At 63.4% G+C, this 25,115-nt stretch carries 26 protein-coding genes and 1 other RNA gene; 9 read left to right on the top strand and 18 right to left on the bottom strand.

Translation table 11 applies throughout. The annotated features are described in order from the left end of the window. The first annotated feature begins 2 nt into the window (after positions 1 to 2). Positions 3 to 1,130: a 3-dehydroquinate synthase gene (aroB, locus tag FHS89_RS11010; RefSeq protein ID WP_184011573.1), complete on the top strand. Its 1,128-nt coding sequence runs from the start codon at positions 3 to 5 to the stop codon at positions 1,128 to 1,130. 321 nt (positions 1,131 to 1,451) lie between these two features. Here aroB and purD read toward each other — a convergent pair whose 3' ends face one another. Continuing rightward, complete coding sequence (gene purD / locus FHS89_RS11015; protein ID WP_184011574.1) at positions 1,452 to 2,714, bottom strand: phosphoribosylamine--glycine ligase; 1,263 nt, start codon at positions 2,712 to 2,714, stop codon at positions 1,452 to 1,454. A 92-nt stretch (positions 2,715 to 2,806) separates the two neighbouring features. On the opposite strand from purD, the gene FHS89_RS11020 reads away from it, so the two are divergent. Both FHS89_RS11020 and xseA read left to right on the top strand, forming a co-directional pair. After that, a complete protein-coding gene (locus tag FHS89_RS11020) occupies positions 2,807 to 3,379 on the top strand; it encodes a hypothetical protein (protein WP_184011575.1) in 573 nt (190 codons plus the stop codon). After that, entirely contained in the window at positions 3,372 to 4,883 is a 1,512-nt protein-coding gene (xseA, locus tag FHS89_RS11025) for an exodeoxyribonuclease VII large subunit (RefSeq protein ID WP_184011576.1), read from the top strand. The genes FHS89_RS11020 and xseA overlap by 8 nt, the downstream gene beginning before the upstream one ends. On the opposite strand, the gene FHS89_RS11030 is transcribed toward xseA, so the two are convergent. The 3 genes from FHS89_RS11030 to FHS89_RS11040 form a co-directional block, all read right to left on the bottom strand. Further along, positions 4,880 to 5,293, bottom strand: a complete 414-nt coding sequence (locus FHS89_RS11030) for a hypothetical protein (RefSeq protein WP_184011577.1) — start codon at positions 5,291 to 5,293, stop codon at positions 4,880 to 4,882. The two genes, xseA and FHS89_RS11030, sit on opposite strands and share 4 nt — an antisense overlap. Then, positions 5,290 to 5,727, bottom strand: coding sequence for a hypothetical protein (locus tag FHS89_RS11035; protein WP_184011579.1), 438 nt, complete (start codon positions 5,725 to 5,727; stop codon positions 5,290 to 5,292). The genes FHS89_RS11030 and FHS89_RS11035 overlap by 4 nt, the downstream gene beginning before the upstream one ends. A 185-nt stretch (positions 5,728 to 5,912) precedes the next feature. Further along, the gene (locus FHS89_RS11040) at positions 5,913 to 6,167 is read right to left on the bottom strand and encodes a hypothetical protein (protein WP_184011581.1); all 255 of its coding nucleotides are present in this window, start codon (positions 6,165 to 6,167) and stop codon (positions 5,913 to 5,915) included. A gap of 161 nt (positions 6,168 to 6,328) precedes the next feature. On the opposite strand from FHS89_RS11040, the gene ffs reads away from it, so the two are divergent. The 6 genes from ffs to FHS89_RS11070 all read left to right on the top strand — a co-directional run bounded on the left by ffs (position 6,329) and on the right by FHS89_RS11070 (position 11,012). Beyond that, an RNA gene (gene ffs, locus FHS89_RS11045) (signal recognition particle sRNA small type) lies at positions 6,329 to 6,425 on the top strand. 25 nt (positions 6,426 to 6,450) lie between these two features. Further along, positions 6,451 to 7,290: a CE1 family esterase gene (locus FHS89_RS11050; protein ID WP_184011583.1), complete on the top strand. Its 840-nt coding sequence runs from the start codon at positions 6,451 to 6,453 to the stop codon at positions 7,288 to 7,290. Between the two features lie 65 nt (positions 7,291 to 7,355). After that, positions 7,356 to 9,107 (top strand): DNA polymerase III subunit gamma/tau, encoded by a 1,752-nt coding sequence (locus tag FHS89_RS11055; protein WP_184011585.1) that lies wholly within the window; start codon positions 7,356 to 7,358, stop codon positions 9,105 to 9,107. A gap of 103 nt (positions 9,108 to 9,210) precedes the next feature. Then, the gene (locus FHS89_RS11060) at positions 9,211 to 10,137 is read left to right on the top strand and encodes a type IV pili methyl-accepting chemotaxis transducer N-terminal domain-containing protein (RefSeq protein WP_281376687.1); all 927 of its coding nucleotides are present in this window, start codon (positions 9,211 to 9,213) and stop codon (positions 10,135 to 10,137) included. Positions 10,138 to 10,224: 87 nt separating this feature from the next. Continuing rightward, entirely contained in the window at positions 10,225 to 10,569 is a 345-nt protein-coding gene (locus FHS89_RS11065; RefSeq protein ID WP_184011589.1) for a YbaB/EbfC family nucleoid-associated protein, read from the top strand. 11 nt (positions 10,570 to 10,580) lie between these two features. Then, positions 10,581 to 11,012 carry a protein tyrosine phosphatase family protein gene (locus FHS89_RS11070; protein WP_184011591.1) on the top strand — a complete coding sequence of 144 codons (432 nt, stop codon included), beginning with the start codon at positions 10,581 to 10,583 and terminating at the stop codon, positions 11,010 to 11,012. Positions 11,013 to 11,018: 6 nt separating this feature from the next. Here FHS89_RS11070 and ureG read toward each other — a convergent pair whose 3' ends face one another. The 14 genes from ureG to FHS89_RS11140 form a co-directional block, all read right to left on the bottom strand. Beyond that, positions 11,019 to 11,639, bottom strand: a complete 621-nt coding sequence (gene ureG, locus FHS89_RS11075; protein ID WP_184011593.1) for an urease accessory protein UreG — start codon at positions 11,637 to 11,639, stop codon at positions 11,019 to 11,021. Further along, positions 11,639 to 12,019, bottom strand: coding sequence for a carboxymuconolactone decarboxylase family protein (locus FHS89_RS11080; RefSeq protein WP_184011595.1), 381 nt, complete (start codon positions 12,017 to 12,019; stop codon positions 11,639 to 11,641). Before FHS89_RS11080 ends, ureG begins: the two co-directional genes overlap by 1 nt. Then, positions 12,016 to 12,642 (bottom strand): urease accessory protein UreF, encoded by a 627-nt coding sequence (locus FHS89_RS11085; RefSeq protein ID WP_184011597.1) that lies wholly within the window; start codon positions 12,640 to 12,642, stop codon positions 12,016 to 12,018. Before FHS89_RS11085 ends, FHS89_RS11080 begins: the two co-directional genes overlap by 4 nt. Beyond that, positions 12,632 to 13,078, bottom strand: coding sequence for an urease accessory protein UreE (locus tag FHS89_RS11090; protein ID WP_184011599.1), 447 nt, complete (start codon positions 13,076 to 13,078; stop codon positions 12,632 to 12,634). The genes FHS89_RS11085 and FHS89_RS11090 overlap by 11 nt, the downstream gene beginning before the upstream one ends. A 108-nt stretch (positions 13,079 to 13,186) precedes the next feature. Then, positions 13,187 to 14,899: an urease subunit alpha gene (ureC, locus tag FHS89_RS11095; RefSeq protein ID WP_184011601.1), complete on the bottom strand. Its 1,713-nt coding sequence runs from the start codon at positions 14,897 to 14,899 to the stop codon at positions 13,187 to 13,189. Positions 14,900 to 15,061: 162 nt separating this feature from the next. Continuing rightward, positions 15,062 to 15,367, bottom strand: coding sequence for an urease subunit beta (locus FHS89_RS11100; RefSeq protein ID WP_184011603.1), 306 nt, complete (start codon positions 15,365 to 15,367; stop codon positions 15,062 to 15,064). Further along, the gene (locus FHS89_RS11105; protein ID WP_184011605.1) at positions 15,364 to 15,528 is read right to left on the bottom strand and encodes a hypothetical protein; all 165 of its coding nucleotides are present in this window, start codon (positions 15,526 to 15,528) and stop codon (positions 15,364 to 15,366) included. Before FHS89_RS11105 ends, FHS89_RS11100 begins: the two co-directional genes overlap by 4 nt. A 48-nt stretch (positions 15,529 to 15,576) precedes the next feature. After that, positions 15,577 to 15,879, bottom strand: coding sequence for an urease subunit gamma (locus tag FHS89_RS11110; RefSeq protein WP_184011607.1), 303 nt, complete (start codon positions 15,877 to 15,879; stop codon positions 15,577 to 15,579). Between the two features lie 7 nt (positions 15,880 to 15,886). After that, positions 15,887 to 16,714 (bottom strand): urease accessory protein UreD, encoded by an 828-nt coding sequence (locus tag FHS89_RS11115; protein ID WP_184011609.1) that lies wholly within the window; start codon positions 16,712 to 16,714, stop codon positions 15,887 to 15,889. 109 nt (positions 16,715 to 16,823) lie between these two features. Next, a complete protein-coding gene (locus FHS89_RS11120) occupies positions 16,824 to 18,938 on the bottom strand; it encodes a TRAP transporter permease (protein ID WP_184011612.1) in 2,115 nt (704 codons plus the stop codon). Between the two features lie 73 nt (positions 18,939 to 19,011). Further along, a complete protein-coding gene (locus FHS89_RS11125; protein ID WP_184011614.1) occupies positions 19,012 to 20,025 on the bottom strand; it encodes a TAXI family TRAP transporter solute-binding subunit in 1,014 nt (337 codons plus the stop codon). 217 nt (positions 20,026 to 20,242) lie between these two features. Next, complete coding sequence (locus FHS89_RS11130) at positions 20,243 to 21,604, bottom strand: sigma-54-dependent transcriptional regulator (protein ID WP_184011615.1); 1,362 nt, start codon at positions 21,602 to 21,604, stop codon at positions 20,243 to 20,245. Between the two features lie 127 nt (positions 21,605 to 21,731). After that, positions 21,732 to 23,459 (bottom strand): sensor histidine kinase, encoded by a 1,728-nt coding sequence (locus FHS89_RS11135; RefSeq protein ID WP_184011616.1) that lies wholly within the window; start codon positions 23,457 to 23,459, stop codon positions 21,732 to 21,734. A 43-nt stretch (positions 23,460 to 23,502) separates the two neighbouring features. Continuing rightward, complete coding sequence (locus FHS89_RS11140; RefSeq protein ID WP_184011617.1) at positions 23,503 to 25,086, bottom strand: L-aspartate oxidase; 1,584 nt, start codon at positions 25,084 to 25,086, stop codon at positions 23,503 to 23,505. Positions 25,087 to 25,115 lie beyond the last annotated feature (29 nt).

Genomic DNA, 25,115 nt, shown 5'->3' on the forward strand with positions numbered 1-25,115 from the left:
CCATGACCCCCATCCCACCCGAACGGCTGACCGTTTCGCTCGGCTCGCGCAGCTATGACATCCTGATCGGGCGCGATGTGATCCGGGACACGGGGCGCATCCTCAAGGACATGGGCGCGCGCGCTCGCGTTGCCATCGTGACGGAACGCCGAGTGGCTGATCTGCGCCTTGGCGGGCTTTTGCGGGTGCTGGAGGAGGCGGGCTTTACCGTCTCGGCACTGGTGCTGGAGCCGGGAGAGGGCACGAAAGACTGGAAAAACCTGACCCGTACGGTGGATTGGCTGCTTTCCCAGAAGATCGAGCGGGATGATCTGGTGATCGCGCTCGGAGGCGGCGTGATCGGCGATCTCGCTGGGTTCGCAGCGGCCATATTGCGCCGTGGTGTGGGCGTGGTGCAAATCCCCACGACGCTCTTGTCTCAGGTGGACAGTTCGGTCGGCGGCAAAACCGGGATCAACTCACATTTCGGCAAGAACCTGATTGGCGCGTTTCATCAGCCGCGATTGGTCTTGGCCGATACGGCGCTCCTTGACAGCCTGACGGATCGCGACTTTCGCGCGGGCTATGGGGAGGTCGTGAAATACGGGCTGTTGGGGGATGCGGGGTTTTTTGCGTGGTTGGAGCAGAACGGTCCGGCCTTGCTGGCGCGCGAGCCTGCGGCGCTGGCCTATGCGGTGCGCCGATCCTGCGAGATGAAAGCAGAAATCGTGGCGCGCGACGAAGAAGAACGCGGGGACCGCGCCCTTCTCAATCTGGGTCACACGTTTTGTCATGCGCTGGAGGCAGCAACCGGGTATTCGGATCGTCTGCTCCACGGGGAGGGGGTCGCAATCGGGTGCCTGCTGGCTTTTGACGTCTCAGCCCGGTCGGGGCTTTGCGCGCAGGAAGAGCCGAGCCGCATCGCGGCCCATTTCGCGCAGATGGGCCTGAAAACACGGCTCGCCGATATTCCGGGCGATCTGCCGGACGCAGAAGGGCTGATGCGGCTGATGGCGCAGGACAAGAAAGTGCAGGATGGCCGGATCACCTTCATCCTCGCCCATGGTATCGGGGAGGCGTTTGTGAGCCGGAACGCCGATCTGGAGACGGTCAAGGCTGTCCTGAGCGAGGCGTTGGAGGCTCGCGCGTAGTGCCTTCACATGCCGTCGTGGGGTGACGGCGAGAAACAAACGCTTCGGGGCAGCGCTCCCGCCCGTCGTTCCGTCGCTTGCGCTCCGTCCTCCCGTTTGGCCGGGCCGGCGCTGCGCGCCGGTTCAAGATTGCGCTGAGGTGTTTGAGGAACAGGACTGTTCCTCAAATCACCCTCTCAATTATGGGTGTCACGATTCGCCCGCGCGTCAAGGCCGCTCGTTCCTCGGACCTTGACCCACGGCCGAATCGCGGGGGCTGCTCTGACAACCCCAAGTCCAATTCACTTTCTTCAAATATACCCCGCCGGAGGCGCACGGTTCTCACAAAGCGCGCCAGCCGATATCGGTGCGGAACATCGCACCATCCCAGTTGATCTGACCGACCGCCGCGTAGGCGCGCGTTCGCGCCTCCGCCAGGGTGTTCCCCCGTGCCGTCACGTTCAGCACCCGCCCGCCATTGCTGACGATTTGGCCATCGTGCGTGGCGGTTCCGGCGTGAAACACCTTGACCATCGGGTCCCCTTCAAGTGCTGCCAATCCGCCGATGGGCGCACCTTTCGCGTAGCTGCCCGGGTAGCCCTTTGCGGCCATGACCACCGTGATCGCGTGATCCGGCGCCCAGTTGAGGCGCATATCGGCCACTTCGCCCCGCGCCACCGCTATGATCGCATCCAGAAATTGCGCGCCGAGCCGCATGGCCAGCACTTGCGCTTCCGGATCGCCAAAGCGGGCATTGTATTCGACCAGACGCCCCCGGCCATTCTCGATCATCAGGCCCGCATAGAGCACACCCTGATAGGGGGTCCCGCGGCGGCGCAATTCGGCAAGGGTCGGGGCGATGATCTCCTCGATCGCACGGCTCATCACCGCATCGGTCATCACGGGGGCAGGTGAATAGGCGCCCATACCGCCCGTGTTCGGCCCCTGATCGCCATCATAGGCGCGCTTGTGATCCTGAGCGGAGGCAAGTGGCAAAATCGCCTCCCCATCGGTGAGAACAAAGAGGGAGGCCTCCTCCCCGGTCATGAACTCTTCGATGACGACTTCGGCCCCAGCGGCGCCGTAGGCACCACCGAACATGTCCTCAAGGGCCGCGTGGGCCTCGTCCACATTCATGGCGACCGTCACACCCTTTCCGGCGGCAAGCCCGTCGGCTTTTACCACGATGGGCGCGCCCTTCTCGGTCACATAGGCTTTCGCAGGCTCCAACGCATCGAAATGCGCCCATGCGGCGGTCGGGACGTTGGCGGCGTCGCACACCTCCTTGGTGAAGGTTTTGGACACTTCGAGTTGGGCGGCCGCCTGACTGGGACCAAAGGTGAGGATGCCTGCTTCCCGCAGCCGATCCGACACGCCCGCGGCCAAGGGGGCCTCCGGGCCGATCACCACCAGATCAATCGACTCCGCATCGCAAAAGGCAACCACATCCGCCGCGTCGCAGGGATCAAGCGCGATGCATTGCGCGACCTCCGCCATGCCCGCATTTCCGGGGGCCGCGAACAACTCGTCACAGACCGGATTTTGCGAGATTGCCCATGCCAGCGCATGTTCGCGCCCACCGCCACCGAGGATCAGAATATTCATCGGGTGCGCTTCCTTTTGCTGTCCATCATTCTTGCGCCCCCGTGTAGCCAGCACGCTGGCCCCTGACAAGCCATCGGGCTATGACAGAGGGCATGAGTGACACCACCGATACCCCATGGTCCGACAGGGACGCCCATTGGCAGCGCATCGTGGCGGCCCCGCTTGATGGCCCCGGTGACACACCGCTGGCGGAACGGGTCGATCTGCCAAGCGATGCGCTGTTTCACGAATACCGCCGGTTTCTGCGGCTGGCGGAGATGTTTCCCGATCAGGTCACGCCCCCGCCTGTGCTGCAACAGGTCTGGCAAGCCCATACCGGGACCGCCGGTTGGCGCGCGATGAAGGTGCCGGAATATGACGCCCATGCGGGCCGGGGGGATATGAGCAGTTTCGCCGCCCGCTATCTGATGACGCGCCGCGCCTACGCCAAATATTTCGGAGAAGACCCGCCAGAGCCGATCTGGCCCCCCGTCACGATGGAGACGCAGGCGCGCGGTCCATCCCGGTCGATGTTCGCGGGTGGGCTGGTGGTGCTGCTGATCGCGATCCTGCTACCGGGGGAGAAGGTTTTGCTCAAATCGGGCTTGTTCGTGACCGCGTTCGTGCTTTTGCTAGGGCAAAGCATCATGCAATTGCGCAACTGGTGGGGAGGCCGCGATGTCTGACCTGATTGATGACGATATTCCGGGCCGCAACGCGCCGGAATTCTCCGTGTCGGACCTGTCTGGTGCGGTCAAACGACTGGTTGAGGGCAACTTTTCCCATGTGCGGGTCAGGGGGGAAGTTGGCCGCGTGTCGCGCCCTCGCTCGGGCCATGTTTATCTTGATCTCAAGGATGACCGCTCCGTCATCGCGGGGGTGATCTGGAAAGGCGTGGCAAGCCGCTTGCGCACCCCGCCCGAGGAAGGGATGGAGGTCGTGGTTACAGGGCGGCTGACGACCTTTCCCGGTCAATCGAAATACCAGATCGTGATCGAGAGCCTTGCCCCGGCGGGTGTCGGTGCGCTTATGGCGATGCTGGAGAAACGGCGCATGGCGCTTGCCGCCGAAGGGCTGTTTGATGCGGAGCGCAAACGCCCTCTGCCGCGTCTGCCGCGCGTGATCGGGGTTGTCACATCGCCCTCTGGTGCGGTGATCCGGGACATCCTGCATCGTCTGCGCGACCGGTTCCCGCGAGAGGTGATCGTCTGGCCCGTCGCGGTGCAGGGGGAGCGGTGCGCGCCCGAAGTTGCCGCGGCCCTACGCGGCTTTAACGCGCTGCCAGCAGGGGGAGCGGTGCCCCGGCCCGATGTGCTGATCGTGGCGCGTGGCGGTGGCAGTCTTGAGGATTTGTGGGGGTTCAACGAAGAAATCGTCGTCCGTGCGGTGGCCGAAAGCGACATTCCCGTGATTTCTGCCGTGGGGCATGAAACGGATACCACGCTCGTTGATTTCGCCGCTGATCGGCGCGCGCCCACGCCCACGGCGGCAGCGGAGTTCGCGGTGCCGGTGCGGGCGGATTTGCTGGCAACGCTTGCCTCCTTTGACGAGCGGCGGCAGGCCGCCCTTGCCCGCCTGTTGCAGCGACAGGGGGAGCGGCTGCGCACTACCGCACGAGTTTTGCCCCGGCCCGAGGTTCTGCTGGCGGAGCGGGCGCAGCGGCTTGATATTGCGGCAGCACGCTTGCCGCTGGCGCTGCGCGACCATGCGCGCGCAAAGCGGGGGCTGTTGCAGGAACGGGGCGGATCGCGCCTGTCGCCTGCGCTTCTGACCGGGTTGATCCGTCATCGGCGTCAGCAGGTGACGGGCCTTGCGCAATGGATCCGGCCAGAGCGGGCCATGGCCGCCCTTACCCCTGAACGGGAGGCGCTGGCGCGTCTTGCCCGGCGGCTGGAGGAGGCGCGGGACATCACCCACACGCGCCGCACCGCGCTCACGGCTCTTGACCGCGTGATGCGCGCGGCGGGCTATCAGCAGACACTTGCGCGTGGCTATGTTGTGGTGCGCGATGCGGAGGGCGGCGTGGTCACCGATGGCGGTGCGCTCAACACAGGGCAGGGGCTGGAGCTGGAATTCCGGCAGGAGACGCGCGTCGGCGTCACCGTTGGGGATACGGCGCAACCGGCCAAAGCGAAACCGCGCAAATCAGCGCCCAAGTCCGGGCCGGACGGGCAGGGCAGCCTGTTCTAGGCCCCAAGGGCGGGACCACCGCAACTGAGCGGCACCACCGTGCGCCGCGTCATGCGAATATCGCCGCTCGTGTCGGTCGCGTCGGCGGGGCGGGCGAGGATATCCTCGCCATCGCGGATCATGTGCCAGCATTGCGGCGGCCCGCCGGTTTCATAGGCGAAACACATCGCGCCGGCCTCTTCATACCAGATGCCATTGATGCACATGCCGTTCGGAAATTGCCATTTCACCCGGCGGTCCGGCAGGAACATCTCCGATCCGGCAAGCGCGCCATCCTGTTCGAAATGCAGGGTGAAGCCTTCCACATGGGTTTCAAACCATTCGAGTGGCACGATTTCTTCGCTCGGGGAGAGGGTCTGCGCCATGGCTGCCCCGGCAAGGAGGCAGGACAGAAGGACTGGCCGGATCAACTCGTGGCTCCCGATTGGCAATCAAACCCGCCCGGCACGATCGTGCCCACGGTTTGCATCGTGTAGTCGCCATTGTCATCAGGCTCGGTCGGCAAAACGATAATCTCCTCCCCGCGCAGGACATGCAGAAAACAGGAGGTGTTGGTTGGCCAAAAAAAGCAGAATGCCTGATCGGTCTCCCGGTATTCCCATGTCCCGTCAAGACAAACGCCGCTCACATGCTGGAACCGCGCAAAACGGCTGTCGGGAAAGTAATATTCCCGCCCGTAGAATTGCCCGTTAAGAAAATAATAGACGGTCTGCCCATCCGCGAGGTCCAGCCATTCCTCATTCGTATAGGGCCGATCCCCCGTTTCCAGCGGGACAGAGGTCGCCGCCGAAGGCAGGGCGATGAGAACGGCTGCTGACAGGGCCGACAGGAACAATGTGCGCATGGGTATATCCTCGATTCGGGATCAAGAGTATCGCGCAGGGCGCGGATTTCCATGCGGTTTCACGCTTTTGTCATGCTGTGGATGGAGGCCCGGTGACGATGCGGAAGGTCAAACCTCATCATCACCGGGCAAAGCGCCCCATCGGTGGGCCTTGGGTGCGGCGCGGTCGAGCCCCCTCTTGCGCGCTAGCATCCGCTGGATCGTGAGTGGCCTGTCACCAGATCCACGGTCACGAACCGGTCAACCGATGGTTCGCAGAAGCCTGTCGCCTGCAGAACGAAGACTCCTTCCGAGACGGCTACGGCATGGGCCGCTTCGTAGACCGAGGTGAACGTCCTGTCCGGGTCCATCCGCTCGGCAGCCGTGCCGACCGTGACCAGTGCCGCGCACAGCGCGAGAGCGAACAGAACCGAGAACCCAAGTTCACGAACCACCGTCATTTCCAATTCCCCCAAACTGGATTTCCAAAGAAACGTCGGGACCCCCCGACTACGCATTCAAAGGTAATACAACCCTAGGGAGAGTCAAGGGTTGCTTATACAATCAAGGTTAACGCGCCCTCCCCTTGATCCCGCGCAAACCGATGTGTATCTGGACTGTTGAGAGGTTGGCGCGGGCGAGCGCCTCGCCAACCCGGTCAGATCCGGAAGGAAGCAGCCGTAACGAGTCCCGTTCGGGTCGTTGTCCAGCCTCTCACCCATCGTTTGACGAATTGGGGTCTTGATGCGCGCATTCCTGGAAGTCCTGAAAGGCTTTCTGCTGGGCACTGTCCTGTGCGCCCTGTTCATCGCGGCATTGATTGTTTTTCTCCCAACGGCAGGAAATGAGGCACGCGACCGGCTCGCCATCCAACTGGCGCAACCGGACGAGGTGATTGTCGCGCAGGAGGCCGAGCGGCTGCGGATGCCATTGCCGCGCCCTCTGTCGATGTATTCCACCCAATACGAGGCCGAAGATCAGGGGCAGACGACCTACGAATCGGATGGCCGGCTTGTCCATATCCTTGATTTCGGCACCGGCGGGCAGCCGCGCCCCATGGTCATGCTGTTTCACGGGCAGGGGCGCAATGGCTTGTCGATGCTCGATATGTGGAAAGCAACCGGGGAGCGGGAAGGGTTGTTGCTGGTGGCACCCGACGGCATTGGCGGCGGCTGGACCGCCATGGTGGAGGACAACCAACGGATCGAGGCGCTGATCGAGGATGTCGCCGTCGAATACCCGGTGGACCGGGAGCGTATCTTTCTCTTTGGCCATTCGGCAGGTGCTCGGCATGTGCTGGAAATGGCCAATCATTTTGAAGGAAGCTGGCGGGCGGCGGCGGTGCATGGCGGTGTGCTCCCGCTCAACCGCGTGCGCCCTGCCGCCGAGCCTACGCCATTGCGCATCTATATCGGGACGGAGGACACGATCTTTCCCTATGAAGAAGTAGAAACCGTCGCTGATGCACTGGCCCGTGCGGGTCATCCGACGGGCCTCGTCACGATCACCGGGCATAATCATTGGTACTACACGATTGGCCCGTCGATCAGCCGCCGGGCCTGGGACTATTTCGCGGAACAATAGCCATCCGCTTGCCCCGCTCAGATGCGGGCCTTAGTCTGCTCGCATCACATTCAGGAAAGCATTCCATGTCCGAGACTGACCAGCCCGTCTATCAGGTGCTTGCGCGCAAATACCGGCCCGCGACCTTCGCCGATCTGATCGGGCAGGAGGCGATGGTCCGCACCCTGCGCAACGCGTTCGAGGCCGACCGGATCGCCCATGCCTTCGTCATGACGGGCGTGCGGGGTGTGGGCAAAACCACCACCGCCCGGATCATCGCCAAGGGGCTGAACTGTATCGGGGAGGACGGGACCGGCGGCCCGACGATCCAGCCCTGCGGCACATGCGGCCCCTGCACCGCAATCGCGGAAGGGCGGCATGTGGACGTGCTGGAACTGGATGCCGCGTCGAACACCCAAGTCGACAAGATGCGCGAAATCCTTGCCGGGGTGCCGTATCGCCCGACCGAGGCGCGCTATAAAATCTACATCTTCGATGAGGTCCACATGCTGTCCACCAGCGCGTTCAACGCGCTTTTGAAGACGCTGGAGGAGCCGCCGGAGCATGTGAAATTCATCTTTGCCACCACCGAGATTCGCAAAGTGCCCGTGACGGTGCTCAGCCGCTGTCAGCGGTTCGATCTGCGCCGGATCGAGCCGGATGTGATGATCGCCCATCTGTCGAAAATCGCTCAGGCCGAAAAGGCGGATATCGATGATGACGCGCTGGCACTCGTGACCCGCGCGGCCGAAGGCTCGGTCCGCGATGCGTTGTCGCTTTTGGATCAGGCGATTGCTCATGGTGCGGGCAAAACCACGGTGGAGGAAGTGCGCGCGATGCTGGGCGTCGCGGACCGGGCGCGCGGGCTCGACCTGTTTGAGTTGGTGATGAGGGGCGACGCGGCGGGCGCTTTGGGCGAATTGTCCGCGCAATATGCCGCCGGGGCCGATCCTGCGGCGGTGATCCGCGATCTGGCGGAGATCACCCATTGGATTTCGATGGTGAAAATCACGCCCGAAGCGGCAGAGGATCCCACCGTATCGCCTGATGCGCGCCAACGCGGGGCGGAGATGGCGCAAGGATTGCGGATGCCGGTTTTGACCCGCGCCTGGCAGATGCTCTTGAAGGCGATGGAGGAAGTGTCCGCCGCGCCGAATGCGATGATGGCCGCTGAAATGGCGCTGATCCGGCTGACCCATGTGGCGGAATTGCCGCCGCCGGGCGATCTGGCCGCGAAACTCGATACGATGGCGCCACCTGCCGCAGCGCCCCACGGCTCCGCGCCTCAGGGCGGTGGCGGTGACGGCGGGCCACGGGCGCAATTGAGTGCAATACCCGGCGGGGCGGCGGCGGCAGCCCTTGCCCAACCCGCGACGCCCGCCCCGGACCCACTGGCCCGATTTGCGCGGTTTGAGGATGTGGTCGCCCTGATCCGCGACCGCGACATCGTTTTTCTGATGGATGTCGAACAGCATTTGCGGCTGGTCGAATACCGCCCCGGCTTCATCGAGTTTGAACCGACGCCCGACGCGCCGCAAAACCTCGCCTCAACCCTTGGCCAACGGCTTCAGGATTGGACGGGCGCGCGCTGGGCCGTTTCCGTCGTGTCAAAGGGCGGGGCTGCGACGCTCGCTGAGGAAAAAGAGGCGGCGTTTGGCGATCTGGTTTCGCAGGTGCAGGCGCACCCTTTGGTGCAAGCGGCCCTCACGGCTTTTCCCAAAGCGCAAGTGCGGGATGTGATCACCGATCACGTCGAGGAGGATACGAACGAGGATATCGTGCCAATCGACCCGGATGAGGTTGATGACGATTGGGAACCGGTTGATCCGTTTGAATAGGGCGCGGCATAAATGCTGCGCTGCAACTAATTCTAAGGTTGTAGGGAATCGGCGCCGACAATACACTCTATAGTTGTATTTCGACAACTTAGAGAGCCTCCCCATGCGTCTTCCCAAACCTCTTGTTTGTGCTGCACTGGCTTGTGTCGCACTGACACTGCCCCCTGCGAACGCCCTAGGAACGACCGAAGGCGCGGATCCCCTCGCAATAACAGCCCAGGAAGTGACCCGAAAAGTCAACGTTGCCGGACGCCAGCGCATGCTGTCGCAACGGATGGCAAAAGCAAGTTGCCTTATGACGTCCGATATTGCGGCTGAGCGGCATTTTGAGCAACTGACCCAAGCCCATGAGTTATTCGGCCGTTCGGATACTGCGCTGCGCCTTGGCGATCAGGAGATCGGCCTTGGCCCGGAACAGCGGCGCGCGGTGATGCGCGCTTTGGAAGAAGTGGATGGCCCGTGGTATCGCTATGACCGATTGATCCGACAGGTCATGTCAAACCGAACCACCGATCAGGTGGATATCGAACGGTTGTCGCTGGTGAGCCTTGAGGTCTTGCGCCATATGAATGCGGCCGTGAACCAGACCGCGCGGTCCTATGGCAATGTGCTGCCCGATGTGCCGCTTGCGCTGACGATCACCATTGACGTGGCGGGACGGCAACGCATGCTCAGCCAAAAGGCGATGAAGGAGCTTTGCCTTGCCCATCAGGCGGCAGACCCGGCTGTGCATCTGGCCACCCTGCAAGGCACGATTGAGATGTTCGATCTGTCGTTGACAGCACTTCAGCAAGGGTTTGCCGATGTCGGCGTTCTGGCACCCCCAAATTCCGAAATTGCCCGTCAATTGACGCTGGTTCGTGATCTGTGGATGCCAATCCAAGCGCAATACCGCATGGCGATTGAACAGGGTGTTGTGGACAGTGCCATGTTGGAACAGATGGCCCCGGCTACGGATTTCCTGCTTCAGGAGATGAACCGCGCTGTGGGACTGTATGAGGCTGACACGCGCGTCGCTGCCACAAATTGATCCGGTATCAAGGCATTGCCTGCCCTTGTTCTGCGCTGTGGCAGGCCCTATCACTGTGTCAGGTAAACCTCACGGAAAGGGATCGCGATGCTCAAAGGGCTCGGCGGACTTGGCGATATGGCCAAGCTGATGAAGCAGGCGCAGGAGATGCAAGGCAAAGTGGCCGAGGCACAGGCGCGGCTTGATCAGATCGAAGTGGAAGGACAGGCCGGGGCCGGTATGGTCACCGCGCGCGCCACGGCAAAGGGCCAGTTGCGTGGTCTCAGCATTGATCCGAGCCTGTTCGATCCTGAACAGCGCGAAGTCGTTGAGGATCTGATCGTTGCCGCCGTGCGCGATGCGCAGATCCGCGCGGGTGAGGCCGCGCAGGCCGAAATGGCGAAAGTGACCGAAGGGATGGAGCTCCCCCCCGGCATGAAGATGCCGTTCTAAAGGTGCTGCCCATGGATATTCGCAAACTCACTGAAACCATGTCCGTCGCCCCGCAATTGTCGGAGGAGGATATCGCCTCCCTCGCGGCGGAGGGCTACACGACGCTGATCAACAATCGCCCCGATGAGGAGCTTGCCCTGACCGGCGGGCCGGGGTCAGAGGTGATGGCGGCAGAGGCCGCAGCGCAGGGCATGGCCTATCACTACATCCCCGTGCCGGGCAGCGGCTTCGGGATCGAGCATGTCCGCGCCGTGCGCCGCGCGATTGAGGAAGCCGATGGCCCCGTCATCGCCTATTGCCGCTCCGGCACACGCTCCTGCAATGTCTGGGCGCTGGCCATCGCAGGCGGTGAGATGAGCGCGGAGGAGATCAGCGCGGCAGGCCGGGCAGGGGGCTATGACCTGTCTGCCATGATGAACATGCTGAGCCAGCGGATCGACTGATCCCGGTCAGGCGGCCCTGATAAGGCCGCCTGCACGCTCCAAAAACGCGACAATCTCCGCCACGCCTTCCCCGGTTTTGAGATTGGTGAACACGAAAGGCCGCGCGCCGCGCTGGATGTTTGCGTCCCGATCCATCACATCCAGCGACGCGCCCACATGGGGGGCCAGATCGGTCTTGTTGATGATAAGAAGATCGGATCGCGTGATCCCAGGCCCCCCTTTGCGGGGAATTTCCTCTCCTGCCGCCACATCAATCAGATAGAGTGTGATATCCGCCAATTCGGGGGAGAAGGTCGCGGCAAGGTTATCGCCGCCACTCTCGATCAGGATCATATCAAGATCGGGAAAGGTCTGGTTCAGCTCCGCAATCGCGGCGAGGTTAATCGACGCGTCCTCCCGGATCGCGGTGTGCGGGCAGCCGCCCGTCTCCACCCCGCGGATGCGGTCCAGCGGCAGGGCTTGCGCCCGCATTAGCGCCTCTGCGTCCTCCTTGGTGTAGATGTCATTGGTGATGGCGGCGATGGAATACTGATCCCGCATCGCCTTGCACAGCGCGATGGTCAGCGTCGTCTTACCAGCACCTACCGGCCCGCCAAGGCCCACGCGCAAGGGTCCATTCTGGGACATCAGGCGTCCTCCTCTTCAAACACTTCGAGGGCCGCGTTCAGCCCGTTGATTGCGGCGGGAAAGCCGCCGTAAAGGCTCATTTGCCAGATCGTTTCCGCGATTTCGGCGCGTGTCAGGCCCGCCTTGCGCCCGCCCGCGATATTGACCTTCAACTGTGGCCGGGTTTGCCCACCAAGTGCGGTAAGGGCTGCAATCGTCGCGATATAGCGGTCGCGCAGGGGCAACCCCTCCCGCGCGTAAATCTGGCCATAGGCGAAATCGGTGATGCTTTCCGACAGGCCCGGCACCAGCGCGTCGTACCGTTTGCGCAGCGCATCCTCCATACCGGGATTGAGGGTTTCTGATACCATGCGTCCCTTGGCCAAAGTCTCATCGGTCATGATCTGAATATCCGTGAATATAGGGCTTCATGCCGCGCGGAGGCGATATCGGTCAGCACCATCGCGGTGCCAATCTCGTCGAGCGGCGCGGTCTCTGCCTCCGCAGCGATGTCGGAGCAAAGCGGTTGCAGGGCTGTCAGGATACGCTGCCCGTCCGTCTGGCCCAAGGGGATCAGCCGGATGCCCGCATGGATCAGATTTGCGATCACCGCTTGCAGATAGAGCGGTAGAACCATCGCGGGAGCCATTCCAGCGGCCATTGCTGCCCGCCCGACGGCAACGGGATAGGCGGCTTCGCTGATCGTGAACGGTTGGGTCGCGTTGATCGTGCGGGCAAAGGCGGCACCCTGTTCCATCGTCTCGGTATAACGTTCCCGGCTGGGGGCGAGGGCGGCGGCAAGGTCGGCCACATCCTCCCCCTCCATCGTGCGGGCAAGCAGGATCGCATCACTGCGCGCGGAGCCATAGCGAAGCAGGCCCGCGAGCCATTGCTCCAGCCCGTCGGCATTGGTGATGGTGCCCTCGGCAATCAGCGTCTCCAGCCCGTGCGACCACGAAAACGCGCCCGTGGGAAACGCGGGGGAGAGCCAACTGTGCAGCGTCAGCGCCGGATCAGTGGGCATGGGAATGGGTGCGGCCATGGCCATAGGCGCCGCCCTCGGGCGTAAACGGTGCCTCGATCCGCTCCACCGTACAGCCGAGTTGTTCGAGCATGTCCGCGATCACATGGTCCCAGCGCAGGATCAGATGATCGGGATGGATCGCACAGGGCAGATGGCGATTGCCGACATGCCACGCGGTGCGAATAAGGTGATGCGGATCAGGGGAGGTCGCGCGCATCAGATCCTCGGGTGCGGCGCGCACCTCAATTGTGCGCCCATCGTCCAGCAAAAGCCGATCGCCCGCGCGCAACTCCGTCGCCTCCGCCAGATCAAGCAGAAACGCAGTGCCCTGATCCCCCGTCAGCGCAATCCGCCGCCGGAACCTGTCATCATAGGTGAGCGTCACCGTATCCGCGGGCGGCTCATGGGAATGGGTGAGGGTGGTGGCTCTGGTCATCGTCGTTCCATCTTGTCTGTTGGGGCGCGTAGCGGCCCGACATGCGCCCGACCCGCCCCACAGGGCGGGCGCATACGCCCACCCTCGGGTCGGGCGCATGTCTCTGAGTTAAAACATAAAATACCGCTGGGCCATCGGCAAAACTTCAGCCGGCTCGCAAGTCAGCAACTCGCCGTTTGCCCGCACCTCGTATGTCTCTGGATGCACCTCAATCTCCGGCGTGGCGTCGTTGAGCTTCATTGCGGATTTGCCGATCCCGTCCCGCACATTCTCCACCGGCAGGGTCTGTTTCGCCAGTCCAAGCGACGCGCCGATCCCGTCCGCATGGGCCGCGCCAGACACAAACACTACCGCCGAATGCTCCACCGCGCGGCCCATTGCGCCGAACATCGGGCGGGAATAGACCGGTTGCGGCGTCGGGATCGACGCATTCGGATCACCCATCTGCGCACATACGATGGAGCCTGCCATCAGCACCATTTCCGGCTTCACCCCGAAAAACGCCGGGTTCCACAGGCACAGATCAGCGCGCTTGCCGACCTCGATCGAGCCGATATGCGCCGATATCCCATGCGCAATCGCCGGGTTGATCGTGTATTTCGCGATGTAGCGGCGCACGCGCATATTGTCATTCTCGCCGGTCTCCTCGGGCAGGCGACCGCGCTGTTTCTTCATCTTGTCCGCGGTTTGCCATGTGCGGATCAGGACTTCGCCCACGCGCCCCATGGCCTGACTGTCTGACGCGATGATCGAAAACGCGCCCATGTCATGCAGGATATCTTCTGCCGCAATCGTTTCCTTCCGAATGCGGCTTTCGGCGAAGGCCACGTCCTCCGGGATCGACTTGTCGAGGTGATGGCAGACCATCAGCATATCAAGATGCTCTTCGAGCGTGTTGACCGTATAGGGCCGCGTCGGATTTGTGGAGGAGGGGATCACGTTCTCCAGCCCGCACACCTTGATGATGTCGGGCGCATGGCCGCCGCCTGCGCCTTCGGTGTGGAACGCGTGGATCGTGCGCCCGCCAATCGCGGCAACCGTGTTCTCGACAAAGCCGCTTTCGTTCAGCGTATCCGTGTGGATCATGACCTGCACGTCCATGTCATCGGCCACGCTCAGGCAGCAATCGATGGCGGCGGGTGTCGTGCCCCAATCCTCATGCAGTTTCATCGCACAGGCCCCGGCCTTGACCATCTCGACAAGGGCTGCGGGTTGGGAGGCGTTGCCCTTACACGACAGGCCAATATTCATCGGCACGCTATCGACGGCCTGCAACATCCGCCCGATATGCCACGGGCCGGGGGTGCAGGTGGTCGCCAGCGTGCCATGCGCGGGGCCAGTCCCCCCGCCGAGCATCGTGGTTACACCTGAATGCAGGGCATCCTCGATCTGTTGCGGGCAGATGAAATGGATATGCGCGTCAAATCCACCTGCGGTCAGGATACGGCCCTCACCCGCGATGATCTCCGTCCCCGGGCCGATAATGATATCGACACCGCTTTGCGTATCAGGATTGCCCGCTTTGCCGATCGCCGCGATCCGGCCTGAGCGCAGGCCCACATCGGCCTTATAAATCCCGGTCCAATCGACGATCAGCGCGTTGGTGATCACCGTGTCCATCGAGCCTTCGGCACGGGTGACTTGCGACTGACCCATCCCGTCGCGGATCACCTTGCCGCCTCCGAATTTGACCTCCTCACCATAGGTGGTCAGATCCCGCTCCACCTCGATGATCAGATCAGTATCGGCTAGCCGCACCCGGTCACCGGTGGTGGGGCCGTACATGTCGGCATAGGCCGCGCGGGGGATGGATATGGGCATCGGATTTCCCTTCGTTCAGTCAGATGGGCCGAGCGGGCGACAGCGCGGGCCATGGCAATTGTGGTTTGCGGGGCGCTTGCACATTCGGTTGCGGGACGAGCCCGCTGCGCGGCTCAGCACATATCGGCCCGCCCAACGCGTGTGATGTTGCGGATATGCTTGTCACAGCGCCCCCATCACCGCCTTGTTAAAACCATATACCTCGCGTGCACCGCCCAAGGGCACGAGCGTCACCTCACGCGTTTGCCCCGGCTCGAACCGCACGGCGGTGCCTGCCGCGATATCAAGCCGGTAGCCCCGCGCCGCGTCGCGGTCAAAGGACAGCGCGCCATTGGTTTCGGCAAAATGGTAGTGGCTGCCGACCTGCACGGGCCGGTCTCCGGTATTGGAGATGGTGAGGGTCACGGCCTTCGCCCCGGCATTGAGCGTGATCTCTCCCGCTGCGGTCATCACCTCGCCGGGGATCATTTCTTGACCCGCGCCATGATGGCGGCCCCGACACCTGCACCGACGAGCAGCGCCAGCGCCATCGCGCCGATGCCAAACTCTGCCCCGTGGGGGTGCATATGTGCGCCGGAATGCGCCTGCGCGGCACCGGTCATCAAGATCAAGCCTATGGTTATGCGCATAACGTCTCTCCAATTCTTTTTTCCAAAAATACCTCCCGCCGGAGGCGTCTACCGTATGGGATGGTGGACGGTCACAAGCTTGGTCCCGTCGGGGAAGGTCGCCTCGACCTGCACGTCGTGGATCATCTCTGGCACGCCGTCCATGCACTCCTCGGCGCGCACCACATGCGCCCCGGCCTGCATCAGATCGGACACGCTGCGCCCGTCGCGCGCGCCTTCGACGACGAAATCGGTGATCAGCGCGATGGCCTCGGGGTGGTTTAGCTTCACGCCGCGCTCCCGTCGGTTGCGGGCCACGATGGCGGCCATGCTGATCAGGAGTTTGTCTTTTTCACGAGGGGTCAGGTTCATCTTTGTCTCACATATGCCAGACGCGGGGCAGGGCTTCGCCCCGCAAGTGGGTCAAGAGGGGGATCAGCGCGGCGCGCAGCGCCTGCGCCGTCTCCCCCACCAGTCGGAAGGCCATCATACCATTCCAGCCCGACACGCCCCCGATCACGCCGGGCGCATCAAGGAGGCCGCGCATCCCCTCCACGCGGGTCTCCGCATCAGGGGCGATATGCACGAGGCTTGCAAAGGCGCGGGAGCCGTCAAGCGCGCCGGGCAGGTCCAGCGCGCGCATCTCGGGCGGCAGGCGCAGCGCGTCGGCATAAACGAGCCGCCCTCCGCGATGGATATGCCATGTGTCACGAAATGCGGCGCGGGCCACATGCTCGCCCATGGCACGTCGCCCGATCACAATCGGCTCCAGCACCGTAAGGGTCGCATCCTCCGCCATATGGGCCGTCATCCGGCGCGACAGGGCTGAGTGCTCAAAAAGGATCGTCTCTTGCGGCACCCAATCAAGTCTGGCCCCGGTGCCGACCCGCAGGGTCGTGTGCACCTCTCCCGGCAGGTCGGCCTGCCGTGCGCGGTAGAGCCGCTCTGCCGTTTGGGTCGTTGCGGTGATGGCCGTGCCGTCACCCGCCTCCACCGTCCAGTCGAACCGGTCGCCGCCGGTGATCCCGCCTGCGGTGTTCACGAAAACAAGATGCGGCATGGTGCCATAGACACTGGGCAGCATCGCCTTGGCCGAGCCGGATTGGCTCAAATCCGCGATCCGCGTGCGCCCCGATTTGAGGGCAAAGCGCGCGGCGGCTGCCCCACGGGCCCGCTGCATCACCACGATATCCTGAGTGTCCAACATGCCCGCGATTGGGGCATGACGATGCCCCTTGGTCAAGCGATCCTGACAGTTTCACCGCGCCATGGCAGGCAATTGCCTTTGTGTTGGGCAACTGCCTTTCTGCTGGGCATTATGCGACCACCGCCTGTTTGCCGTATTTCAGGTTCCACGCCAGAAGCGCCAAGACGACAACCACGCCCGCCGTGTTGATCATCAGCGATCCCGGCCACATGCAGGCCGCACCACCCACCCCGGCGATGACGCGCATCGGCAGGTTCAGCACTTTCTCCATCCCGCCTTGCAAAGCGCCCGCCACGCCGTAGACGCCGACGCAGGCGAAGGCGAAGATGGTGAACATCTCCCCCCAATTGCCAGATAGGAACGGCGTATAGGCAAAGAGGACCGGCACGATGTAGAGGCCTTTGGCCAGCTTCCAACTCGCGATGCCCGTCTCCATCGGTTTCGATTTCGCGATGGCAGCAGCGGTGAAGGAGGCAAGTGCCACGGGCGGCGTCACGTTGCTGTCCTGACTGAGCCAGAAAATGATCATATGCGCTGAAAGGATCGCCGTGACCATCACTTCAGGGGCCACGACGAGATCCCGCAGGGGCTGCGCCACTTCAATGGGCAGGGAGGCGACAAGTGCTGCGGCCTCCGCCTGTGGCATTGGTTGCGACAGAAGCGGGATGACCTCTGGCGAGGACAGCATGAAAAGGGCAGAGGCGAAATCGGGCAATTCGCCAGCCGCGATCAGCGCGATCACCTCACGGTCTGCGATCATGCCGGACAGGGCCGGGGCCGAAAGGGTCGCGAGCACGATATAAGCCGCCGTCACCGGCAACCCCATGCCCAGCACCAGCGATGCCAGCGCGATCAGCACGATGGCGATCAGGATATTGCCCCCCGCCCAGCCCGCGATTTGCAACGAGAACACGTTGCCGATCCCGGCGGTCGTGATCACGTTCACCACAAGGCCCACGGCGCACAGCAGGATCGCCGTCATCACCATGGATTTCGAGCCCATGATGAGCGCCTCCATGATCGCTTTCGGTCCCATCGGATTGGCGCTGGCCCAGCTTGACACGATCACGGCGGCGATGCCGAACACGCCCGCATAGGTGGGGGTGAAGCCCATAACCAGCATGGTGATCAACAGACCGATGGGGATGATGAAGGGCGCGCCGCCTTTCTTGAGCGCGCCCATGAGTGTCTCCCCGTCGGCAGGCAGCGGTGGCATATCAAGGCGCCGCGCCTCGATCCGCACGAAAAACGCGACGGTGAGGAAATAAAGAAGCGCAGGCAGGGCCGCGACCGCCACGATGGTTTCGTAGGAGATTTGCGTAAAGCTCGCCATCACGAACGCGCCCGCGCCCATGATCGGGGGCATCAACTGCCCCCCGGTGGAGGCCGCCGCCTCCACACCGCCTGCAAATTTCGGCTGGAACCCGGCTTTTTTCATCAGCGGGATCGTAATCACGCCGGTGGAAGCGGTGTTCGCCACCGCAGAGCCGGAGATCGTGCCCGTCAGACCGGAGGAGATCACCGCGACGATCCCCGGCCCCCCCTGAATACGCCCGGCGACCGCGCGGGCCAGCGCGATGACAAAATCGCCCGCGCCGGAGCGTACCAGAAACGCGCCGAAAATGATGAACAGGAAAACGTAAGTGGATGAAATTCTGGCGATATTGCCGAAAATTCCCTCATCATTGTAGATCGACCGCCACAGCGTGCTTTCCCATGTGAAGCCGGGAAAGGAAAACACCCCACCGATCCATGGTCCCCAAACGGCGACATAGGTGAGCGACAGGATCACGAGGATCGGAATGACCCAGCCTGCGACCCGGCGCGTGAGTTCGGTGGCAAACACGACGAGGCAGATCGCGGCGATCCAATCCAGCGTGCCGAAGGGCTGGTTCGCACCATAAAGCGGCTCTTCCATCAGGATGAACCACGCCCCGGAACACAGCGCGACGATGCCGATGGTCACGTCGATTGCGATGCCCAGACGGCCCTCTTTCCACGCTTTGCGCCGGAACATTGGGTACATGGCCGCGGCAAGGATCGCGAAGCCACCGAAATGGAACACGTTGCGGTCAAATTCGGAGACGACCGGGAAGATCGCCACAAACAGGTGGAACACCGCAATCACGAGGCACAGGCCCGAGATGAGCCAGTGACCGATGCCATCGAATGTGCGCAAGGGCGCGCCTTCTTCGTCGCGTGGCTCGTCTGTCGCATCGGTCATTGGATCACCCTATGTCGTTTCTTTTTGTCGTTGGAACGAAAAAGGGCGGCCCGAGAGCCGCCCTGATCCTGAATTAGTTTGCCAGCAGGCGGGCAGGGATTTCGATGCCCTGCTCCTGATAGAAGCGTGCAGCACCAGGATGCAGCGGCACGGGCAGGCCCGCGATTGCCTTCTCGATTGCCATTGCTTTGGTTGCCGGGTGGATCGCCTGCAGGAAGGGCAGGTTCTCATAGATCGTCTTGGTGATCAGATAGACGTTCTCTTCCGGCAGGTCAGCATGGGTGGCAAGGAAGTTCGGCTGCGCGATGGTCATCACGTCAGCGGTCTGGCCGGGATAGGTGCCCGCCTCGATGAGGAACGGGGTCCACAACTCACGCCCACCATCTGCCATGGCAAGCTCTTCGTCGGTTACGCTCAGAAGCGTCACGCTATCACCCGCTGCGGCCATAAGCTGGCTCACCGCGCCGACAGGCACACCTGCGGGGGTGGAGATGCCCGCAACCTGACCGTTTTGCAGTGCCTCGGCAGAGGGGCCATAGCCACCCTCGACGAGCGTGAAGTCGTTATAGATGTCGAGCCCCATACCGCCCAGCAGGGCCTCGTTGGAGCCAATCGTGCCGGAGTTGCGGCGGCCAAGTGCCACGCTTTCACCCTTGAGCGCCACAAAATCGCTCAGCGTGCCGGAATTCACCCGGTCGCTTTGGACGATGAAATGCTCGACGTTCTGCCACAGCATGGAGACGGAGCGCAGATGCTCCTGCGGGCCGGACTCTGCGACAGGGCCAGTACCGGTTGCGGCGAAATAGCCAAACAGACCTTGCAAAATGCCGAACTGCGCTTCGCCTTCGCGGATCAGGCGAACGTTTTCACCGGAGCCTGCGGAGGAAATCGCGCTCATGCCGATCTTCTGGCCCGGTTGCAACTTCACCTTCACCAGCGTGGAAAGAGCCACGCCAACGGGGTAGTAGGTGCCGCCGGTGGAGGCGGTGGCGAGGATGTAATTCGCTTCTTCCTGCGCTTTTGCGGGGGCGGATGCGAAAGTGATCGCAGTTGCCGCGACAAGCGCGGCCTTCATCAGGTTCTTCATGGACTTCTCCCTGGTTAGAGGCAGCTATCGTGCTGCCTTGTGGGGAAAAGTTAGTGCGCGTGCTGCGCTGGGTCCACGAAAGAATCCGCGCAAGAGGGCGTGGGGGCCTGCGGATTTCCGCAGAGCGGGCGGTTTTGGGTGTCTCGGCGCGACGACGGTCTAGAATCAGAACGAAAAAGCGGACAAACCGCTCGTTCGTGCCGCAGATGGTCCCACGTCACTCCAGCAGATCCGCCTTTTTCAGCCCCAGTTTGACGATTTTCTCGTTCAGGGTGCGCCGCCCGATGCCAAGTGCCTCTGCCACCGCGTCCATCCGCCCGCCATGGGTCTTGATCGCGTTGGCAATCAGCGTGCGTTCAAATGCGGCGACGGCGGCACGCAGATTGTCGGGCACATCATCGGCAGTATCCGTCATGCGCAACGCCGCCGCGACCGAGCCGCCGCCACGGCGGGCCGACAGCACCCGCCGCTCCGCCACATGACGCAATTCCCGCACATTGCCGGGCCAGTCATGCGCGAGCAGGGCCGCCGCATCCTCTGCCGTGAGGGGCGGGGGCGTAATTTCATAGGTTTCCGAGAGTTGTTCGACAAAATGCCCAAAAAGGAGGATCACATCCTCCCCCCGATCCCGGAGGGACGGCAGATGCACCTCAAACGTATTGAGCCGGTAGAGCAAATCCTCGCGGAAGGTGCCTGCCGTCACACGCTCCGCCAGTCCTTCATTCGCGGCCGCGACGATGCGCACATCTGTCTGGATCATGGTGTCGGAGCCAAGCGGCGTCACCTCCCCGGTTTCCAGAACGCGCAACAATTTGGCCTGTACAGAGGGCGGGCAGGCGGAAATCTCGTCAAGAAACAGGGTGCCGCCATCGGCCCGGCGCACCCATCCCGTGACCCCGTCCAGCACGCCGAACATCTGCTCGTCAAACCGGTCTGGCGCGATGGTCGCGCAGTTCACGGCGACAAATGGCCCTTCCCGCCTTGGGCTGAGGGTATGGAGCGCGCGGGCCACCAGCTCTTTGCCCGTCCCGGTCGCACCTTGCACCAGAACGCTGCCCGATTGAGCGGCAATGTCGATCACGTCCTCCCGCAAGGCCGCGATGCCGCTTGATTGCCCCAACATCACCCGATCCAGCCCGGAGAGGGAGGAAAGCTGATCGCGCAGCGCCCGCGTGGCCGATAGGAGTCGGTGGTTCTCGGCCGCGTGCAAAACAGCCGCCAGCAGGCGACGCGGATCAAACGGCTTTTCAAGGAAGGAGTAGGCCCCGTCCTGCATCGCCTTCACGGCGGTGGGGATATCCCCATGCGCTGAAATCAGCACCAAGGGCGGCGCGACGTCATGGCCCTTGAGCGCGGTCAGAAGGTCCAGTCCAGTCATCCCCGGCATCCGCACATCCGACAGCACCACATCAGGGTCAAAGGCTTCCATCCGGTCAAGGGCGGCCTGCGCGGAAGCGGCGACACTGACGGTCCAGCCCGACCGTTCCAGAAGAACACCAAGGGAGGCGCGCATTTCCTTGTCATCGTCGATGACAAGCGCGCGATAACCGGAAGCGGGAGGGGAAACATGCTGGACCATGACGGCGGATATGGGCCGAGTTTCCGTGCCGATGCAAGCGGCGATTTATGCGAATGGGACCAAGGGGGGGATTTGGCGTGGTTGCCATGCTGCCCGTTTCGGGTAGAGTTAAGAATGAATAAAATTGTTAAAAATTAGTATCTAAGGGGCGTTTGTTCACGTCATTCCCCACACCTTTCGGCAAGGATAAGGTGAACACCGCACCACCCTCCGGGCCATCCTGAGCCTCCAGCCGCCCGCTCAGATCCGCCACGATGGAGGCCGAGATCGCAAGGCCCAGCCCCATGCCCGCGCCGGAGGATTTCGTCGTCATGAACGGTTCCTGTAGGTCGCTCAGGCTGTGCTTTCCCAGCCCCGGGCCAGTGTCGGACACGCGCACTTGCGCCTCCTCCTCCGTCTGGGCAAAGCGGATGGTCACGCGCCGGACCGGCTGATCCTCCACCGCGTCGAGCGCGTTGCGGATCAGATTGACCAAAACCTGCTCGACCCGGTGCTGCACGCCAAGTGCCAGCGCGGCCTGATCCTTGTCCAACACCTCTAGCGTTACATCCCGCGACAGTGCGGTATGCTCCACCAATGTGATCGCTGCCGCCACCGCATCGGCCATGGCAAAGGGCGCGCGCGGGCCTGCCCCTGGTGTTGCGAAAAACCGCAATTGATCGACGATGCCCTGCATCCGTGCGATCAGCCCCGTCATGGTCTGGTTCAGCGCGCCGGGCAGGGTGCCTTGCGCGATTTCCTCCGCTGCGAGGTAGTTGCGCATCGCGCTGATCGGCTGGCCCAGCTCATGGGTGATGGAGGCCGCAAGTTGACCGAGGGCCGCAAGCCGGGAGGACCGGCCCAGCTCGGCCTCCGCCGCGCGCAGATCGGCCTCCGCCCGCTGGCGTTCTCGGATTTCTTCGGTCAGGCGGCGGCGGTCCGCATCCGATAGTTCGAGCGCGCGGCGCAGTTGCGCCGACCGAAACACCGTCATTCCGATCCCCGCCGTGAGCAGCACGGCAAGCGCAAGGATGACGCCGACGCTGGCTTGCCGCCGCAGGCCCGCCACATCGGTCAGAAGGTGCACGGTCCAGCCTTCCCGCGGGATCGCGCGGATCGCCCAAAGATAGCTTTTGCCTTCCAACATCAGCCGCCCGGTGCCGGTGCTTTCCCAATCCAGCGGGGTCAGCGGATAGCTGCCATATTGGCGCTGCGCGTCGATGATCGCACGCGCCGCCGGGTCAAGCGGGGCGATGGTGCGAAACGCGAGATCCTCTTGGGAGGATAGCACGACCACCCCTTCGGGCGAGGTGACAAGGATCAAGGCGCCCGCGCCCGTCAGGGCGGTGCTCAACTCCGCCAACCCGATCTTGACCACCACCACGCCAATGACGCGCCCTGCGGCGATGACAGGTTCAGCCACGAAATATCCCGGTCGCCCGGTGGTCGCTCCGACGGCGAAATAGCGCCCGGTCTTGCCCGCCAATGCGTCCGTGAAATAGGGCCGGAAAGTGTAGTATTCGCCCACATAGGTGCCCGGCTCGTTGTAGTTGGAGGAGGCGATCGTCAGCCCGGTTGGGTCCATCAGGTAGATCGCTTCGGCTTCCGCGCGCTGCGCGTATTCCAACAGGCGCGGATTGAGCGCATCGCCCGCTCCGGTGCGCAGGGTTGCCATGATCACCGGGTCTTGCGCGATCACATGCGGCAAATGATCGAGCCGCCCGATGGCTGCACTGATCATGCTGGATTGGATATCGGCGCGGTCCTCCGTCTCCGCCTGACCTTGGCGCAGCAACACGCCCATCAGGCTGGCATAGATCACCCCGCAGATCACGAGGAGGGCCATTAGGACAAAAAGGATGCGAGAGCGTGGCATGGCCACCATCATGCCGGGCGGGGCGGCTGACGCAAGCGAAGTCTCAGCGGGCAGCGGCACGGATGCGCAGCGCCTCATCAAGCGTGATGCGGGTGGGGGCCGCGGTCTGATCCGTGTCGGGCGTGTCCGTGCGGTAATGCCCGCCGCGGCTTTCGCGCCGGTCGAGGGCTGCTGCCGCGATGAGGGTGGCCGCGTGGGTCATGTTGAGAAACGCGCGGGAGGCGGGGGCATGGGCAGCCTCGAGCGCCGCGATCCCCTTGAGCGCGGTTGTCAGCCCATCGGCGCTGCGCTCCACCCCGACATGATCGGCCATGAGTTGGCGCAGGCTGCGCACGGCGTCATCGGGGGCGACCGCGCCGGGGCCGTCCATCAGGGCTGGCGGGATGTCGATCGGCCGGGGTTGGCCCTCTGCCGCGTCCTGCCCTGCGATGTGCTGCGCGATGCGGGCGGCGAACACCACGGCCTCCAGAAGCGAGTTTGACGCCAGCCGGTTCGCGCCATGCAGGCCCGTTGCCGCGACCTCGCCGCAAGCGTAGAGGCCCGGCAGGCTCGATTGCCCGTCCGCATCGGTCCAGACGCCGCCCATGTGGTAATGCTGCGCGGGCTGCACCGGGATGGGCTGAGTGGCCGGGTCAATGCCCGCGTCCGTGCAATAGGCCGCAACGGTCGGAAACTCGTCAAAGATATGCGCGCCAATAGCTGCGCGCGTGTCGAGATATGCTTGTCCGCCGGATAGGTTCTTGCGATGGATCGCGCGGGCGACGATGTCGCGCGGCGCAAGCTCTCCATCCGGGTGATCGTCAAAGATGAACCGCCGCCCGCTCTCGTCTATGACGCTGGCGCCATGCCCGCGCAGCGCCTCGGTGGCGAGCGGGCAGGGGTCGCGGTTTACGTCCATGCCGGTGGGATGGAACTGCACGAATTCGGGGTTGGAGATCAGCGCCCCCGCCCGGGCCGCCATGCCCAGCCCCTGACCGCGCACACGCCCGGGATTGGTCGAGATGGCGTAAAGCCCCCCGACACCACCCGTGGCAAGCACCGTGTGGGCCGCGCGAAACATCAGCGGCTCTGACGTGTCATCCCCGACCCTGCGGGCAAATGCACCAATCACCCGCCCATCCGCCACGGTGAGGTCATCGACGGTGACATTCTCCAAAAGCGTGATGGAGGGGGTCGCGCGGGCGGTGGCGATCAACGCATCCATGATCGCGCGCCCGGCCTGATCGCCGCTGACGCGGATCACCCGGTTTGTGCTATGCGCCGCTTCGCGGGAAGCAAGAAGCGCTCCTGTGGCGTCATCGCGGTCAAACGGTGCGCCGTAAGCCAAAAGGTCAAGCACCCGCGCGCGGGCCTCCGACGTAACCATGAGCGCGATATCCGGGTCCACCAGACCTGCGCCCGCCGCGATTGTGTCTGCCGCGTGATCTTCAGCCGTGTCGCCCTCACCGATCGCGGCGGCAAGCCCGCCTTGCGCCCATGCCGATGACGCGCCCGTGCCAATCGGATCGGGGGAGAGGACAACCGCCGGGGCGGGGGCCAGTTTCAGCGCCGTGAACAGCCCCGCCAGACCCGCCCCGATGATCAGGGTGCCATCGCTTTCAAAGCAGGAATTGCGTGGGGCAGTCATGGCGCAACTTTCGGGCAGGATCGCAGGTG

The organism is Rubricella aquisinus (assembly GCF_014199445.1).
GTDB classification, from domain to species: Bacteria; Pseudomonadota; Alphaproteobacteria; order Rhodobacterales; family Rhodobacteraceae; genus Rubricella; species Rubricella aquisinus.